Raw genomic sequence first — 15,282 nt, forward strand, 5'->3', positions numbered from 1 at the left:
CACGCCCCTTCCCCGCCGTCAAGCCATCCGCCCCGCCGTCCCGGCCATCGGGCCAGGCGGCGCGGCCGTTCAGGCCTTCTCGACCTGCCCGTACTCGAGCTCGACCGGCGTCGCGCGGCCGAAGATGGAGACGGAAACCTTCACCCGGCCCTTCTCCTCGTCGACCTCCTCCACCACACCGTTGAAGCTGGTAAAGGGGCCGTCGGCCACGCGGACGTTCTCGCCGACCTCGAAGGTGATGGAGGGGCGGCGCGGCTTCTCGGCGGTGTCCTGCACCTGCTGGAGCATCCGCATGGCCTCGCGCTCGGGAATCGGGCTCGGCTTGTTGCGGGCGCCGAGGAAGCCGGTGACCTTCGGCGTGTCCTTCACGAGGTGCCAAGCCTCGTCGGTCATCTCCATCTTCACCAGCACGTAGCCGGGGAAGAACTTCCGCTCGGTGTTGATCTTCTGGCCGCGGCGGACCTCCACCACGTCCTCGGAGGGAACGAGCACGTCCTCGATCCGGTCGGCCAGGCCCTTCTGCGCGGCCTGCTCCTTGATCTGGCTCGCGATCTTCTTCTCGAAGCCCGAGTAGACGTGGACCACGTACCACTTCTTGTCGGCCATGGCGGCGACGCTCCCAATCCTGTGGCGGCGGCCTCCGGCCCGGGCGATGCCCAGGGCCTCCGGCGCGGCGCGAAATCCTACGAGGTCAGCCGAATCCGAACAGCAGGCGCATCATGAGCTGGATCAGCCAGTCCGCCACCAGGAAGAACACGGCGGCCAGGGCCGAGAGCGCCAGCACCAGCCCGGTGGTGATCAGCGTCTCCTTCCGGCTCGGCCAGGTGACCCGGCCGATCTCCTGCCGCACGTCGCGCAGGTAGCCTGCGGGATTGAAACCGGCCACGTCGGGGCCCCTCCAGGCGCCGGGCCCGGCGGCCCCGAGGGGTGCCTGGGCGCTGCGGCGCGATCATCGGCGAGCGGGATGCTCAGAAACGGGTCTTGCGCGGCCCGCCTGGGATCAGGACCCCCCTTCGGGAGCCTGGCAGGGGCGGAGGGTCTCGAACCCCCAACCTCCGGTTTTGGAGACCGGCGCTCTAGCCAATTGAGCTACGCCCCTAGGGCGGGCCACGCAGGGGCCGTGCCTTACGGCAAGCCGGCCCGGCTGTCGAGAGGCTGCGCGGCGGTCTTGCAACCGGCGCCCCGGGGAAGCCCCCTTCCCGTCGCCGGCCTCAGCCCGGCGGCGGGTCGCGGACCACCAGGGTGCGGGCGATCCGGTCGTGCCAGCACTGCTTCCGCGGGTCCCAGAGCATCCAGAGATAGCCGAGGCCGAGCGGGATGCTGGACAGGATGTAGCCGAAGTAGCGGGCGACCAGCCGCGGCCAGGGGGGCGTCCCGCCGGTCTCGGCGTCGATCACGCGAAGCCGCAGGAGCCTCTTCCCGGGGGTCGCCTGCCGGGTGACCCAGAAGAGGATGATGATCAGGGCGGAGATGAGCTGCAGGAGGATGTCGGCGCCCGGCGAGAGGTCCTGTCCGCCCCGGGCCGCCTGCCCGATGAAGACCAGCAGCAGGCCGACCGGCAGCATCCAGGCGGCGTCGAGCACCTGAGCCGCGAGCCTGGGCCAGAACCCCGCGAGCTCCACGCCCCCCTGTCCGGCCATCCCGTCCTCCTCCACCCTGCCGCGCCGCTTGTCCGTGCGGGGGCCCCGCTTGTCCAGCCCCGGGGATCCCGCACGAAAAAGGGCGGGCCGCCTTCCGGCAGCCCGCCCCCTTCAGCCCCGCCTTCCGGCAGGCCTTACTTCTCGATGCTCGCGACGACGCCGGCGCCGACGGTGCGGCCGCCCTCGCGGATGGCGAAGCGCAGGCCCTCGTCCATGGCGATCGGGGCGATCAGCTCGACCGACATCGACACGTTGTCGCCCGGCATCACCATCTCCACGCCCTCCGGCAGCTGCACCACCCCCGTCACGTCGGTCGTGCGGAAGTAGAACTGCGGGCGGTAGTTCGTGAAGAACGGCGTGTGGCGACCGCCCTCCTCCTTCGTCAGCACGTAGGCCTCGGCCTTGAACTTGTTGTGCGGCTTGATCGAGTTNCTTACTTCTCGATGCTCGCGACGACGCCGGCGCCGACGGTGCGGCCGCCCTCGCGGATGGCGAAGCGCAGGCCCTCGTCCATGGCGATCGGGGCGATCAGCTCGACCGACATCGACACGTTGTCGCCCGGCATCACCATCTCCACGCCCTCCGGCAGCTGCACCACCCCCGTCACGTCGGTCGTGCGGAAGTAGAACTGCGGGCGGTAGTTCGTGAAGAACGGCGTGTGGCGACCGCCCTCCTCCTTCGTCAGCACGTAGGCCTCGGCCTTGAACTTGTTGTGCGGCTTGATCGAGTTCGGGGCCGCCAGAACCTGGCCGCGCTCCACGTCCTCGCGCTTCGTGCCGCGCAGCAGCGCGCCGATGTTGTCGCCGGCCATCCCGCTGTCGAGCAGCTTGCGGAACATCTCGACGCCGGTCACCGTCGTCTTCACGGTGTCCTTCAGGCCGACGATCTCGACCTCCTCGCCCACCTTGATCACGCCGCGCTCGACGCGACCCGTCACCACCGTGCCGCGGCCCGAGATCGAGAACACGTCCTCGACCGGCATCAGGAACGGACGGTCCACCGCGCGCTCGGGCTGCGGGATGAAGGCGTCGACCGCCTCCATCAGCTTCAGGATCGCCTGCTCGCCCTGCTCGGGGTTCTTGTCCTCGAGCGCCATCAGCGCCGAGCCGTGGATGATCGGAATGTCGTCGCCCGGGAACTGGTAGGACGACAGCAACTCGCGAACCTCCATCTCGACCAGCTCCAGCAGGTCGGGATCGGCCATGTCCACCTTGTTCAGGAAGACCACCAGCGCCGGCACGCCGACCTGGCGCGCCAGCAGGATGTGCTCGCGCGTCTGCGGCATCGGGCCGTCCGCCGCCGACACCACCAGGATCGCGCCGTCCATCTGCGCAGCCCCCGTGATCATGTTCTTCACGTAGTCGGCGTGGCCCGGGCAGTCCACGTGCGCGTAGTGCCGGTTCGCCGTCTCGTACTCCACGTGCGCGGTCGAGATCGTGATCCCGCGCGCCCGCTCCTCCGGCGCCTTGTCGATCTGGTCGTACGCCGTGAACGACGCGCCCCCCGACTTCGCCAGGACCTTCGTGATCGCCGCCGTCAGCGACGTCTTGCCATGGTCCACGTGACCAATGGTCCCGATGTTGCAGTGCGGCTTGTTCCGCTCGAACTTCGCCTTACCCATGATCNCTGCGCAGCCCCCGTGATCATGTTCTTCACGTAGTCGGCGTGGCCCGGGCAGTCCACGTGCGCGTAGTGCCGGTTCGCCGTCTCGTACTCCACGTGCGCGGTCGAGATCGTGATCCCGCGCGCCCGCTCCTCCGGCGCCTTGTCGATCTGGTCGTACGCCGTGAACGACGCGCCCCCCGACTTCGCCAGGACCTTCGTGATCGCCGCCGTCAGCGACGTCTTGCCATGGTCCACGTGACCAATGGTCCCGATGTTGCAGTGCGGCTTGTTCCGCTCGAACTTCGCCTTACCCATGATCCGTCCCGTCCTGTCCCTGCCGGGGGCCTGCGCCCCGCGCCTGCGCCGCAGGCTGTTTCAACGCGCCTGCCGTGCAGGCTTTCCCCCTCGCCGCCGCCCGCCGGGCGGTGGCCGAATGAGGCTGATATGGTGCTGAAGGAGGCTTCTTCTCAGGCCACGCCGCCCCGGGTGGTCGCCGGGGAAGCGGCTGGAGCGGGTGACGGGAATCGAACCCGCACAGCCAGCTTGGAAACGGGTAATGCGCCGCCCACATGTCCAAGTGCCTGCTCCATCTACCTGAAACCGCACTTGGACGTTTTCCTGTCCAACCCGCCTCTGCCCTGTCCTCACATCGCCGCATCAAGAGAAGCATACCTGAACACACTGGGAACTGCCATGATGTCCACGCAACCTCTTGCCCGGTGCCCGGCGGGCGTCTAACAAGGCGCCCGATAGCGGTCAACGAAATCGAAACCGTATCAATGCGGACGTAACTCAGTTGGTAGAGTGCAAGATTTCCAATCTTGATGTCGCGGGTTCGAGCCCCGTCGTCCGCTGATACGATAACGCAACGATTTGATTGTTGACTTCCCTTGCCAGATCCAAGCGATCTACCACCGACCGGGAGGAAGCGGGGCTCTGCCCCCGCCACCGCAATGCGGCGGCTCCCCCGGGATACAGGGCACAGAAACGGGCAAGGGTGCCACTCCCCGCAAGCGGGCGTCCTCGGCACCGACCAGCGCCCTTCCATAACAAGACGCCTTGCTCAGAGCAGGACGTCGGAAGCTCTCCCTGATCGGGTTCACTGCCAGGGCAGACTACGAAGCCAGCCAAGAACGGCATATATATCGAGCCTTGATCCCTGCGTTTGGGCCGGGCGTCCTTTCAAACTTCAGGGCTCGACCACTTCGCACTTCTATTACCTTCCCCAGCACAGACATCTCATGCGTGACAGGCCCTCCCCCTGGACCGTCAACCGCCAGCTTACCCAGAAATCGTGGTCTCGCTTTAGAAGATCAGCGGAGTCGTCCGGCTGGTTCAGCAATCCAATACTTTTCTAGATGCGAACACCACCCGTTTTCGGGTTGTCGTTATTAGTGATACTTCTCGGCTCCGTCTACGATCAGGGTTAACCAGGGCAATTTAATCAGAGAGGCAACTCCCTTTATTGAGGGCTTTCGGGCCAACCCAAAATCACCACGAGGCTGCGGCGCGCGCTGTATTCCCCATCAAAGAAGACGTCGGCAGCCAAGCCCTGGCCCCTCGAAAAACTATCCACGATGCCTCGATGCAGTTGGGAGAGCCGTCTTCCTCTAGGGCGTAACGAGAAATGCTCCTCGTCAGGGAGGTAACCCGCGCCACAGTTTGTGTAGGCGCGTTAGGAAGTCATTTTCATACATTCATGCACCTTAGAAACAGCGAGAATGCCACGTAGCTTCCTTCAGGTGCCATGCCTGCACTGTTTAAAAAAAATGAATTGACAACTCCCTCGGCCGCGAAATCCTGCTAATCCTCCCGCGTCTGGATAGAAACAATAGGATGGGGGCAGATGGTTTTCTGCATGACGGTTAGAAGCACTGCCAACCGCTCCTGGAAGTCTTTGTCCGACGATCCGTGGGGTTCTGGGCTGCAGCAAACATGCATTCCTCCAACGAACGGCCCATTTGACGCCGTTTGAAACCGGGTAAACAGCAATTAATGCGATAACAGGGCCAGCGTGGTACGAACACGTACAACCGATACAGGTCCTAGGAGTCGAGCAATTGGTTACACCTCACGCAGCGTCATACGGCGGCGGTCACCAGCATAGACCGCATTAGAGTTCCCAACTGGCCTAAGGTTCCGGGTTACTCAGCGAGGTGACCGATACAGGGGTCTGGAAAACGGACCTTAGAGAGACCTTGGAACGACCATGGAACTCCGGCCACCAGAGATGTTGACGGCTCCTATTAAAGGCATGCAGTCTGCTTGGGCGGACCCCAGGGATGGATAGGCCGCGCACGGAAACGGGGGCGCCGTCGGGCAGACCGACGGTGCCTCTACGTTTAAGCCGGGTTACTACAGGCGAAATAGCGCCTTCAGCACCACCAGGGTCTTCATCGCGATTCCCTGACCATCACCAAGGGCCCGGTCGTGATCCCGACATCCAGGCTGGGCGCCCTTAACCAGAGAAAAGGGCCGGACGTGGATCAGCCATATCCAACGGGTCCCCAAAATGGCTTCCCAGGTAACGAACCACGGCTGGGGTCGCCCGGTGGGGGCAAATGATAACAAACAGGAGCAGCATTACCGGGTCGGACCGCAGGCGTTCGGGCACCTCTGGCGTTGCGAAGTCCTCCGCCGCTGCTTGCATGTCAGCCCAGTCTCCCCGCGGGGGTAGGATGATCTCATCGTCCCTCCCCTCTTCGCTCCTGACGAGACAGAACTGCCAGGGGTGCCGCGGGACGAACGAACGGTGGATCAGTCGGGTAAAGCCAGGCCAGATCTCCTTGCAGAAGGCCTTTCGATCAAGCCGCACGAGCAGGTGCATAAGCCCCATTGCAGAAAACGAGTGCTTCCCTGGGTCATCACCTTCGAGAGGATCACCGAGCCCCGGCAAGTAGGCTACGTTTGTGTGTCGGATGACCTCGTCAGCCCCATAGTATGGAGGAGTCAGTGGCGTTGCTCCCTCCATTCCAAGCTGCGCCCGAACTACGTGCTCCAGGACTGCTTCGAGTAGATCATAACGGATGGAGCCGTGAGGCAGTGTGACGATACCCCAAAACTGGGTGAGGAGCTGAGGGATACCCGCTTCTCCCCAGAGTCCGCTGGCGGTGATTTCTCCGGTCATCCACTGCTCAACGTCTGTCAGCAACGCAGACCGCACATCGTCCTCTCGAAGCCAGAGGCAGTATAAAGCAGCAAGCGAAGTCACGAGCGCAGTGCGAGGTCCGATGAACTCGCTGTCTGTCCAGAGGTCACCTTCGACCAGGTCGTCACGACTGCAGACCTCTGACAGTAGGTCAACAAGGGAGGCGAGGACCGACTTCCGGGCTGCTGCGAGCGCGTTCTCGGCTCGGGTGGCACTGCCGACACCATGCTTCTCGATCGCGGCAACCGTATAGGTAATGTAGAGGGTCCAGCCCGACAGCACGGCAAAATGGTTCTGCCGAGATGCGAAGTTCCGCATCGAGATGGAGAGCAGCATCGCCGCGCTCGAGACAAGTCTGGTCAGTTCAACAGGCGGGATCGTTGCGTCGCCCTCCAGGCCGTAAATGTCCGCGAGCAGGGCATGAACCTTCGGCATCGGGAGTATGTCGTCCCCCCGGTGCCCCAGCATCGCGACAACGCCTTCCAGGCCAGAGACACTAAACGGCCAGAGAGACGTACCGGTACCGCACGCCATGGCAATCAGTTCCCCGCGCGTGACAACCTTTAGCGCCTCGTCTCCATATCCATTGCGACGCCACGTCTCGTTCATTTGCGCGATCAGGAGGATGACGTCCTCCTCTACCATCCCATTCGTCACGAGATAACTACGGTGTTGAACGGCAGGCAGTCCCGGGTATGGAATTGCTGTGGTGACCAACTCCTGCAGCTGCTCCAGTATCTCGCGGAACTGGGTACGGTTCAGGCGGCCACCTGGGTTGCCCTTGAGTTGGTAGGCGCAAGGGATCCCGTCCGGGGCAACGGAAATGACGTCCTTGCCAAACTCAAGAGGTCCATGCCTGGTGCTGTGCAGGACCCGGTGTCCCTCGCTGACCAGCATCTGGACAAACCCAGGTTGGTAGCCTCGCTCGCTCGCGCTATCCAACCAGAGTTCTATCAGCCTCTCGTGCAATCCACGCACTCCGCTTTTGGGCGATAATTTCGTCAGCACGTTGCCTGAGATCTGGGTCCGAAGCCAGGCGCGCGACTTCAGCCTCTACGGCATCTCTCTGCGACGGAGCGACCACCATCGTGGGAAGCTGAGCTCTGCCATCCTGATCGAAGGGGATCTCCATTCGGCGCCACGTCTCGAGGATGAGTTCAGCCGTCATGGGCTTACCAGCGGCGTCCACCTCAGTTCCAGCTTCGCGGGAGGCTTCCTCAAGAGTCTCGAAGGCGTGGGCAGATTGCCCCTGTGCCAGTTGCTCAGCGACACCGCGCAACTGCGCCAGGATCTCGGGAATGGTGAGCTTGGAGAATTCGTCGACTCTGACCGCCATTTCGCCTGAAATCGGGGAGAACTTTGGGGAGTGTGAGGTGCCATCGGCTCGGCGGATGGCCATGCTGTCACCCTCATGCACTCTGGCCCTAGGGATTTCAGCCAGGAAGCCAGACTTGGCAGTTACCTCAGCCTTGATGAAATTGATGAACGCCGTGCCTATGGCGTCCTTGGTCTCGGGCCAGTCGGGCAGCATAGGGCGTCTCCGGAGGCAGTGGCGGCCTTGTCGCGATGAGCATGGTATCCCACCCCTTGGTCCGGAGATACCGATCGTCCTTGCTGACTGTGGCTCTGGGCGCCGCAATCGCGGCATCGAGTTGGAGCTGCTCCCCTGGTGAATACCGGCATTCCAACGCACCATCGCGGAGCATCTTCCCAACCTGCCAGCGGGCACGGGCGAACAGGTCTGGCAGCCAAGCTGCGCGGTCCCGAACCTTGCTCTCCCGCTCTTCCCCAGTACCGTTCAACGCTGATGCCATGGGCGCGAATTGATGTGCCGCCAAGCAGTCGTCTCTGAGCGATGCAGCGATATCCAACAACACGCGGCGTCTGTTTATGAACAGGGCGAACCCACGCTTCAGAGGTCGTGCCGCCAGACCAAACGGCGGCATACCAGTCGAGGTAGTGCCGCGGACACGGTTGTGGATCCGAGCCGCTGGCCCAGGGATGAGTCGACTTCCCACGCCACCTAACGGCTTTCCGTCGACACGCCGTCGACCGGCAGCGTGACCGCACTCCTTGCCGTTCCAACCCTGGATCTGCCCCAATGATATCCGAGGTTCGCCATGCGGCAGACACACCCCCGGTGCATATGAAAGGTGTCATCAGGGAGAGGAACCCGTCATGCGCTGGAGCACCGTCGCTGTTGCGCTGGGTCTGCTGGCCGGGGTTCCCGCCTGCGCCCAGCCTCTCTACTACGGACCGGCACCTGCCTACTCGGCGTACGGTCCGGCCCCGTACCCGTATGCAGCCGCTCCACGATACTGGAGCGGGGACAGGCACCACCACCATGCGCCGCCACGCCACCACGGTTATAGTGGTCATCATGGCGGCGGACATCGCCATCATGGTGGGCATCACGGCGGCGGCCACCATGGGGGCCACCACCGCTGAGGGCGCAAACCATCGGGGTTCCGGTTCCACCTGGAGTGCGTCATGAGGTAGGTGCTCTGGACGTACTCGATGAATCGACAATGGTTGAATGGTAACGAGCAGCGTGGGTCACTGCCGACCTTTTGGTGCGGCAACTCTGGTGCTCTGGGATCCCATCCAGCCCCGGCACCGACGACTTCGGCAGGCATCCGCTGAAACCACAACAAAGGGAGTCTCGCTGGCAATTCCTACAGGATTTTCGATCTGGGTGCCCGGCTTTAAGGCTTTTGCGACGGCTAAATAGGTATTTGGATTTCGGAACCCTTCAGATCAACCCGACACCACATTGAATACAGGCAATCTCCAAACGATGCACCCGAGTTCGTTATAAAAGCGGGAACCCATACTTTCCCCTGAGCGCCAAAACGTCAGGAGAGTTCTTCACTACTGTCTCCAACGGTTGATTGAGACAACCTTGGCAAGGTAGTCCACGATCCGTAGGCCGCAAATGAATTGATGACGGCATCCAGTCACCAAACCATATAGATGGCGACCTACGGAGGTCTGGCGGACTACACAGCGAACTCGGATTGATGTCGCCCTTGAGCTTCGAGCTGGGTGAGCCAACCCGGCTTGCGCCCGCGCCCCGACCAAGTACCACCGTCTGGCCCCCGATACTTTGCCGCGACCTTCTGACCCAGATCGCTACGGGGCTTGCGTACATTAGTGCGCGGCGGCACCCCGGCTCCTACGAGGGCCTCCAGGCTCAATCCGAGAGCGGCAGCCTTTGCCGTCATCTCTTCAACCAGGGATCTACGGGCAGCCTCGGATTTCTCGGCGCACTTTGCCTGGGCATCCTCGATCAAACGGGTGAGTTCCTCAACGCTCATGCCGTCAAAATTAAACTTCGAAACTGCAGCCATGAATTAGAAATTCCTGTTAAACAAGAATGAGTTTACGAAACATGCTCAAGGGCCAGACCCTGAAGCACCATTAGGCTATTGTCTATCGCGGATGAACTCAACCTTTGTGGTTCTTGAGCCCTACTGACCGAATCGATGCCGTCATTGCCACTGGTTGGCCTGTCTACCTCCCTATCCGTAGCCAGCAGCAATTTTTGATGGTGGTACTTCCATACTGTTCACCGCAGATGTCGATTTCGCCTGCGCCGCTGAGGCATCGCCACGCAGAGGTATGCTTCTGCCAGGGTTGGCCCAGGTGTTTCGGCGGGCTCCAAGACTTCAATTGCGTGGAGTAGGTGTTCTGCGACATCCAGGCGCCCTTCGGCTAGGGCATGCCTAAATGCCATTAGAATCTGCCTCGCAAGGATGATCTGCGCCATAATGATGTCCTGGAGCAGTGGTGCACCGAAATCTCGACGTTGCCACCAGGGGAGAGTCAACCCGATCAGAGAGGCGTCATCTTTGGAGGGGCGGTCTCCAGGCTACTCAGCCCAAAGTTTCACAGGTGCCATGCGTCACCAACCGTCCCTGACAGGGAGATGTAAGTAAGCGTCATGTAGGTTGCGCTTTGCAGCTGACATCGCGTTGGTTCGAGACGCCCATGAAGCGCGGGAACGCCCCATGAATGCAAGCGTTTACGTAATTGTCCCCGCCCTGCTCATCTTCCTGGGTACAATTGGCTTCATCCTCTGGGTTGAGATTTTAGAGATGCAGCAGGGTGAGAAGGTGCCTCCCCGATCTGGCGCACGAGAGGGTGAGCCTACTCAGTAAGCATCAGCGCGGCAGCGCTAACCTTTATTGCTCCCTGGAGGTCCGGGGAACATTCACTTGGGTGCTCCCGAGCAAACGGCATCCCCTGACACCCCGCCGTCGGCACCATGCTCCAGGGGCACGGGCGAGGTTTGGCCGTGGGACATCCTACTGGGATGGCGTCAAACGCCCCCGTGCGGGTCTTTGCTGTCCCCTTTGGCCAACGAGCGCTGTAGCAGCACGGTGTCCAGCCATCCACCGTGCTTGCCGCCCACCGAGGAGAGCGTGCCGTTCATGCGAAAGCCAAATGCCTGATGCAGGCGTACCGAACCCTGGTTCTCGCTGTCTCCAACGACTGCAACCATCTGCCGTACTCCAACGGCTTCACACCGGATGAGGAGCTCCGCGAGGAGGAGGCGACCAATGCCTCGACCAACGACGTCATGGCGGACATAGACGGAGTTCTCGACCGTGTTCCGGTATGCAGCCCGCGGCCGGTATGCGCCTGCGTAGGCGTAGCCGAGGACGATGCCGTTGCTGTCTTCAGCAACCAGGTAGGGTAGCCCACGGTTGAGGACGTCCGCCCGCCGCCGATACATCTCCTCGGTGTCGGGCGCCTCATTTTCGAATGAGCCGGTCCCATGCAGGACGTGATGCCCATAAATCGAGGTGATGGCGCCTATGTCGCCATCCCTGGATGACCTGACATGGATGGTATCGGGGTGCCCTGAGAGGGGCGCGAGGTCCTGTGTGTGCATACCCCTGAGGGTGCCGTGGCCATCTCAAGGGCAAAAGGAAGTTTTCTTGATGCGCGGCATAGGCATAAGTTTTCGGCATGCACGACCCGAGCCTCCGCCAGCTGCGGACCTTCCTATCCGTAGTCCAGACCGGCGGTGTCACGGCGGCCGCCCAGATGCTCGGCCTCACCCAGCCCGCGGCAAGCCAGCAACTCCGTGAACTCGAACGCGCCATGGGTGTCCGCCTCCTGGAGCGCGTCTCTGGACGGTCGGTGCCCACCGCGGCAGGGCGTGCGCTCATAGAACCAGCCCGCCGGGCCCAGGCGGCTGTGGAGGACGCCCGGGCGGTGACAGCAGCACACCGGCAAGGGGAGGTCGGACGTGTGCGTCTGGGTACCGGCGCCACCGCGTGCATCCACCTCCTGCCACGGGTGCTTGACCGGCTGCACGATCAGATGCCCGGCCTGGAGGTCATCATCGCCACCGGCAACACCAGGGACATCCTCCAACGCGTCGAGGAGGGCGACCTGGATGTGGCGCTGGTCACCCTTCCTGCGGCGCTCGGGCGATCACTCACCTCTACACGGATCACCACTGATCCCCTCGTTGCGCTCCTTCCCGAGAGCATGATGTTTCCAGGGCGGCCCTCGCTGACAGCTGCTGATCTCGAGCGGCTTCCCCTTATTCTCTATGAAGCCGAGGCAAACACCCGGGTGATCATCGATGCATGGTTTCGCCGTGCGGGGTTGATCCCCAGACCCATCATGGAACTCGGCAGCGTTGAGGCGATCAAGGTCCTGGTTGCTGGCGGGCGGGGATGCTCAGTGTTGCCCTCACTCGCGCTAGGAGGGGATGTCCAGGGTGCGGTGTGGCGGCCGTTACGGCCTGCGCTTTCAAGGCAGTTGGCTGTAGTGCTCCGTAAAGAGAAGGTGGTCGATCGGGACTTGGGCCGGTTGCTCTGTGCGCTGAAGGCGAATGGGGCGCCGTTGACAAGGGCTCGGAAAACCGCACCCACATCTCGGTAGAGGCGGGCCGAGCTCGAACCTTCTGCTGAGTGCCAAGGGTTGTTACTGGCTGCCCCTCACCGTGGGAGGACCGCGAGGAGGGTCGTGATTACGAGGACCAGAGCAAGTGAGACGTTGATGATTCTGGAAGTTAAGGGGTCACGTAGCAAGCGCGAGAAGGATGTCCCGACCAGGAGCCAGGCGAGGTGGATCAGGACGACCATGGAAGACAGCAACGCCGCCTTGAGCAAGGCCTCCATCCAGGGAGGAAACCCGTCGAGCCTTGATCCCGCGAAAATCGCACCAATGGCGACATAGGCTTTGGGGTTGGTGGCTGCCAGGAACGTGCCTTCAAAAAAGGATGGGACATCGGCAGCGGCGTTCTGCTGCTTCAATGGCGGCGCCCGTGCAATCCGGATTGCAAGAATGACGATGTAGGCCGTCGACATGGCAGTCAGGATGGGGACAAGGCTGGGCACTGACATCATCACGGTGAAAATGCCGGTCGCCACAACAAGCAGAACCAAGATCGTACCGAGGACCAGACCCAGAACGTATCTCGCTGACCGCCGTAGGCCGAAGGCAGCACCTACGGCAGTCGCGCTGATGGTTGATGGGCCTGGACTACCCATGAGCGCGGCTGAGGCGAGCAGCAAAGTCCAGATACCGGAAGTAGAAAAATTCTGGTGGTCCATCATGGATCTTGTACCGTGCGAACGATGTCGGTTAGCCCTGCCCTCACCGAAGCCGAGTGTCTTGAAGGGTTGTGCGAAGCACCTTCAAACCGTTCGTCCGTCAGGATCGGAATGGGTGCTCAGGGCATCGAACGGTTGGAAGCCCGCTTTCATGGCCGGGCCTTTGCACCGCACCGACACGATACCTATGCAATCGGCGTCACCCTCGCGGGTGTTCAGACCTTCCAGTACCGCGGCGTGTTGCGGCGTTGCCTACCAGGCCAGTGCCATGTCCTGCATCCTGACGAGTTGCACGACGGCGCAGCAGGTAGTGAGGCTGGGTTCGGGTACCGCATTGCCTATGTCGACCCTGCTCTGGTGCAAGGGGCCGTAGGTGGACACCCGCTACCCTTCATAGCGGACCCCGTGCTCAATCTGACAAACGCTCAACGAGGTCGGTTAGCAGGTCTATGGGATGTGAACCGGCCATTGGACGATCTCGGTCGAGTCGATGCGATCACTGCTATCACTGACCTGCTCATGGTGGGATTAGGTACTCCAGGCCAGTCATCCATGCTCCCTTTCCGGGCGCTGTATGCCGTCCGGGACCGGATCTCCGCTGATCCCGCAGCGTGGCCATCAATTGCGACATTGGAGCATCTGTCCGGACTGGACCGATGGACACTTGCGCGCAAGTTTAGGGCGGCATTCGGCACCAGTCCCAGTCGGTTCCGCACCATGAGGCAGTTGGATCTCGCTCGCGGGCTGATTGCGCGCGGGATACCCCTAGCCCACACCGCGGCCAGTGCTGGCTTTGCGGACCAGAGCCATCTGTCGCGGCAGTTCAAGCGTGCCTATGGCCTCTCGCCAGGCCAGTGGGCAGCAGCCTTGGTCATGCCGAACCCTACATAACCTCTGCTCCCTTGCCATCGCACAGGCCTCGGTACGCAACGGGGAGGGCCCGCTTGGTTTGGCTGCTCGGTGGCTTGGTGCGTCCGCGTCACCCGAGCCGCCACCGACAACCCCATCGCTCGCAGCACCCGCATGGTGGAGGACGCCACCTATTCATCAGGAAATCCGCGCCAGGGCACTGAAGCGTGTCTCGAGATCCTCAACCGCATCCCGCTCTCCCAAGCTCTGCCGCCCTGCGGCGAGACAGAGGTCGGCGTGACGGCGCAGTCCTGCGCGGCGTTCTGCCGCCTGCTCCACCACCAACACGGCTCCGAGGACTTCCATAAGGCGGAGAAGGACAGCGGCAGAGCCGGATCCATTCTGCCGGATCATGTGGAACATGGCATCGAGCAGCCCGTCATAGTCTGCCACGCGGTGGAACAGGGCGGCGCGCCCGTCACGGAGGATGACTCCACCCGGCAGATGCCGGTCTCTCATGCCGCAGAGCACGTTACCGAACCGATCGAGCACGGCGATGGCGGTGAACGGGTCGTTGATGCCTGGTGAGAGGGCGCGGACGGCGACTTCTGCGAGCTGGCGCACAGCGAATTCCAGGTCCTGCGCTGCTGCCCGCCGGTCGCCGAGGCTCAGGGCACTCCGCACCTGTTCGGTCGCCTCCTCCACCAGTTCCGGCGGTGATACTTCTGCCACGGGCACGCCGCGAAAAATGTAGTCACCCGGCCGGACGAGGATATTGAGTGTTGCTCCCCGCTCCGCCGCCCAGTCCGCGAGCGCCTCCTCATCCAGAGCGCGGAGGTAGCCGCCTTCCTCTCCAGCGATGCCCTGGCCCGCCGGAGCTGGACCGGGTGGCGCCGGATCCGGTCGGTCCAGGGTCAGCCGGTCGACCGCCTCCTTCAGCTCGGCATGGACAGTGCCGATCACGGTCTCGACGTTGATGCCCGAGGCGATGTGGTGGACGAACCAAGTGAGGGTCGCAACGCAGAAGAGGGCGAGAACAAGGGCGCCGGTGACCCCGAGATGGGGCACGAAGGTCCCCTCGTCCACGGAGCGCACGGTGCGGAGCACGACGAGGGCGTAGACGAAGCTGCCGAGGAACACCCCCAGCGCGACCTGGTTCCCCGGGTCGCGGACGAAGTTCCGGAGCAGCCGCGGCCCCATCTGCCCGGAGGCCAGGGAGAGAGCGGCGACCGTAATTGAGAAGACCGTACCCGCGACACCGATGGTGGAGGTGGCGATGGCACCGAGCAGGGCCCGGGCGCCAGCCTCGCCCCCCGCGTATAGCCAGTTCGCGGGCAGGAGGGACCGGGCCCAGTCCGACTGCTCGGCCCAGACCGCCCCCTCACCGAGGAGGAGGCCGAGAAAGACAAGGATCGCCGGGCGGAGCCAAAAAGCATCGCCGAGCGCCTCCAGGCGCTCGCGCAAG

The 15,282-nt window shown here is 62.9% G+C and carries 13 protein-coding genes, 2 tRNA genes and 2 pseudogenes; 4 read left to right on the forward strand and 13 right to left on the reverse strand.

Annotated features, from left to right (window positions below):
- Positions 1 to 69 precede the first annotated feature (69 nt).
- The 7 genes and pseudogenes from nusG to EAH89_RS10560 form a co-directional block, all read right to left on the reverse strand.
- Positions 70 to 606, reverse strand: coding sequence for a transcription termination/antitermination protein NusG (gene nusG / locus EAH89_RS10530; RefSeq protein WP_140882778.1), 537 nt, complete (start codon positions 604 to 606; stop codon positions 70 to 72).
- Positions 607 to 691: 85 nt separating this feature from the next.
- Positions 692 to 886, reverse strand: coding sequence for a preprotein translocase subunit SecE (gene secE / locus EAH89_RS10535; RefSeq protein ID WP_140882779.1), 195 nt, complete (start codon positions 884 to 886; stop codon positions 692 to 694).
- Between the two features lie 136 nt (positions 887 to 1,022).
- Positions 1,023 to 1,099: transfer RNA gene (locus EAH89_RS10540), tRNA-Trp, on the reverse strand.
- Between the two features lie 112 nt (positions 1,100 to 1,211).
- Positions 1,212 to 1,640 carry an RDD family protein gene (locus EAH89_RS10545; RefSeq protein ID WP_140882780.1) on the reverse strand — a complete coding sequence of 143 codons (429 nt, stop codon included), beginning with the start codon at positions 1,638 to 1,640 and terminating at the stop codon, positions 1,212 to 1,214.
- A 134-nt stretch (positions 1,641 to 1,774) separates the two neighbouring features.
- A pseudogene (locus EAH89_RS10550) lies at positions 1,775 to 2,068 on the reverse strand (EF-Tu C-terminal domain-related protein); the annotation flags it as partial.
- Positions 2,069 to 2,073: 5 nt separating this feature from the next.
- Complete coding sequence (tuf, locus tag EAH89_RS10555; RefSeq protein WP_140882781.1) at positions 2,074 to 3,261, reverse strand: elongation factor Tu; 1,188 nt, start codon at positions 3,259 to 3,261, stop codon at positions 2,074 to 2,076.
- 5 nt (positions 3,262 to 3,266) lie between these two features.
- Positions 3,267 to 3,560: pseudogene (locus EAH89_RS10560) on the reverse strand (GTP-binding protein); the annotation flags it as partial.
- Positions 3,561 to 4,026: 466 nt separating this feature from the next.
- Between EAH89_RS10560 and EAH89_RS10565 the strand changes: the two are divergent.
- A tRNA-Gly gene (locus EAH89_RS10565) sits at positions 4,027 to 4,099 on the forward strand.
- A 1,604-nt stretch (positions 4,100 to 5,703) separates the two neighbouring features.
- On the opposite strand, the gene EAH89_RS10570 is transcribed toward EAH89_RS10565, so the two are convergent.
- Together EAH89_RS10570 and EAH89_RS10575 are read right to left on the reverse strand one after the other, a co-directional pair.
- On the reverse strand, positions 5,704 to 7,290 hold the full coding sequence (locus EAH89_RS10570) for a hypothetical protein (protein WP_140882782.1): 1,587 nt from the start codon (positions 7,288 to 7,290) through the stop codon (positions 5,704 to 5,706).
- A gap of 37 nt (positions 7,291 to 7,327) precedes the next feature.
- A complete protein-coding gene (locus EAH89_RS10575; RefSeq protein WP_140882783.1) occupies positions 7,328 to 7,924 on the reverse strand; it encodes a hypothetical protein in 597 nt (198 codons plus the stop codon).
- Between the two features lie 813 nt (positions 7,925 to 8,737).
- Here EAH89_RS10575 and EAH89_RS31165 point away from each other — a divergent pair.
- Positions 8,738 to 8,887, forward strand: a complete 150-nt coding sequence (locus tag EAH89_RS31165; protein WP_161993541.1) for a hypothetical protein — start codon at positions 8,738 to 8,740, stop codon at positions 8,885 to 8,887.
- A 505-nt stretch (positions 8,888 to 9,392) separates the two neighbouring features.
- Here EAH89_RS31165 and EAH89_RS10580 read toward each other — a convergent pair.
- Together EAH89_RS10580 and EAH89_RS10585 are read right to left on the reverse strand one after the other, a co-directional pair.
- Positions 9,393 to 9,743, reverse strand: coding sequence for an H-NS histone family protein (locus tag EAH89_RS10580; protein ID WP_140882784.1), 351 nt, complete (start codon positions 9,741 to 9,743; stop codon positions 9,393 to 9,395).
- 971 nt (positions 9,744 to 10,714) lie between these two features.
- On the reverse strand, positions 10,715 to 11,290 hold the full coding sequence (locus tag EAH89_RS10585) for a GNAT family N-acetyltransferase (protein WP_140882785.1): 576 nt from the start codon (positions 11,288 to 11,290) through the stop codon (positions 10,715 to 10,717).
- Between the two features lie 77 nt (positions 11,291 to 11,367).
- Between EAH89_RS10585 and EAH89_RS10590 the strand changes: the two genes are divergently transcribed.
- Positions 11,368 to 12,294: a LysR family transcriptional regulator gene (locus tag EAH89_RS10590; protein ID WP_140882786.1), complete on the forward strand. Its 927-nt coding sequence runs from the start codon at positions 11,368 to 11,370 to the stop codon at positions 12,292 to 12,294.
- Between the two features lie 56 nt (positions 12,295 to 12,350).
- Here EAH89_RS10590 and EAH89_RS10595 read toward each other — a convergent pair whose 3' ends face one another.
- Complete coding sequence (locus EAH89_RS10595) at positions 12,351 to 12,971, reverse strand: LysE family translocator (RefSeq protein WP_140882787.1); 621 nt, start codon at positions 12,969 to 12,971, stop codon at positions 12,351 to 12,353.
- A 108-nt stretch (positions 12,972 to 13,079) separates the two neighbouring features.
- Between EAH89_RS10595 and EAH89_RS10600 the strand changes: the two genes are divergently transcribed.
- Positions 13,080 to 13,859, forward strand: coding sequence for an AraC family transcriptional regulator (locus EAH89_RS10600; RefSeq protein WP_241666969.1), 780 nt, complete (start codon positions 13,080 to 13,082; stop codon positions 13,857 to 13,859).
- A 156-nt stretch (positions 13,860 to 14,015) separates the two neighbouring features.
- On the opposite strand, the gene EAH89_RS10605 is transcribed toward EAH89_RS10600, so the two are convergent.
- Positions 14,016 to 15,281: a DUF2254 domain-containing protein gene (locus EAH89_RS10605; RefSeq protein WP_241666955.1), complete on the reverse strand. Its 1,266-nt coding sequence runs from the start codon at positions 15,279 to 15,281 to the stop codon at positions 14,016 to 14,018.
- Between the last annotated feature and the right edge of the window lies 1 nt (position 15,282).

The organism is Muricoccus nepalensis, from assembly GCF_006438825.1.
GTDB classification, from domain to species: Bacteria; Pseudomonadota; Alphaproteobacteria; order Acetobacterales; family Acetobacteraceae; genus Roseomonas; species Roseomonas nepalensis.

Coding starts and splice junctions, on each gene's coding strand:
- EAH89_RS10590 (WP_140882786.1), top strand. CDS start 11,368: ATGCACGACCCGAGCCTCCGCCAGCTGCGGACCTTCCTATCCGTAGTC.
- nusG (WP_140882778.1), bottom strand. CDS start 606: ATGGCCGACAAGAAGTGGTACGTGGTCCACGTCTACTCGGGCTTCGAG.
- EAH89_RS10545 (WP_140882780.1), bottom strand. CDS start 1,640: ATGGCCGGACAGGGGGGCGTGGAGCTCGCGGGGTTCTGGCCCAGGCTC.
- EAH89_RS10585 (WP_140882785.1), bottom strand. CDS start 11,290: ATGCACACACAGGACCTCGCGCCCCTCTCAGGGCACCCCGATACCATC.
- EAH89_RS10570 (WP_140882782.1), bottom strand. CDS start 7,290: ATGCTGGTCAGCGAGGGACACCGGGTCCTGCACAGCACCAGGCATGGA.
- tuf (WP_140882781.1), bottom strand. CDS start 3,261: ATGGGTAAGGCGAAGTTCGAGCGGAACAAGCCGCACTGCAACATCGGG.
- EAH89_RS10580 (WP_140882784.1), bottom strand. CDS start 9,743: ATGGCTGCAGTTTCGAAGTTTAATTTTGACGGCATGAGCGTTGAGGAA.
- EAH89_RS10575 (WP_140882783.1), bottom strand. CDS start 7,924: ATGCTGCCCGACTGGCCCGAGACCAAGGACGCCATAGGCACGGCGTTC.
- EAH89_RS10595 (WP_140882787.1), bottom strand. CDS start 12,971: ATGATGGACCACCAGAATTTTTCTACTTCCGGTATCTGGACTTTGCTG.
- EAH89_RS10600 (WP_241666969.1), top strand. CDS start 13,080: ATGGGTGCTCAGGGCATCGAACGGTTGGAAGCCCGCTTTCATGGCCGG.
- EAH89_RS31165 (WP_161993541.1), top strand. CDS start 8,738: ATGCGCCGCCACGCCACCACGGTTATAGTGGTCATCATGGCGGCGGAC.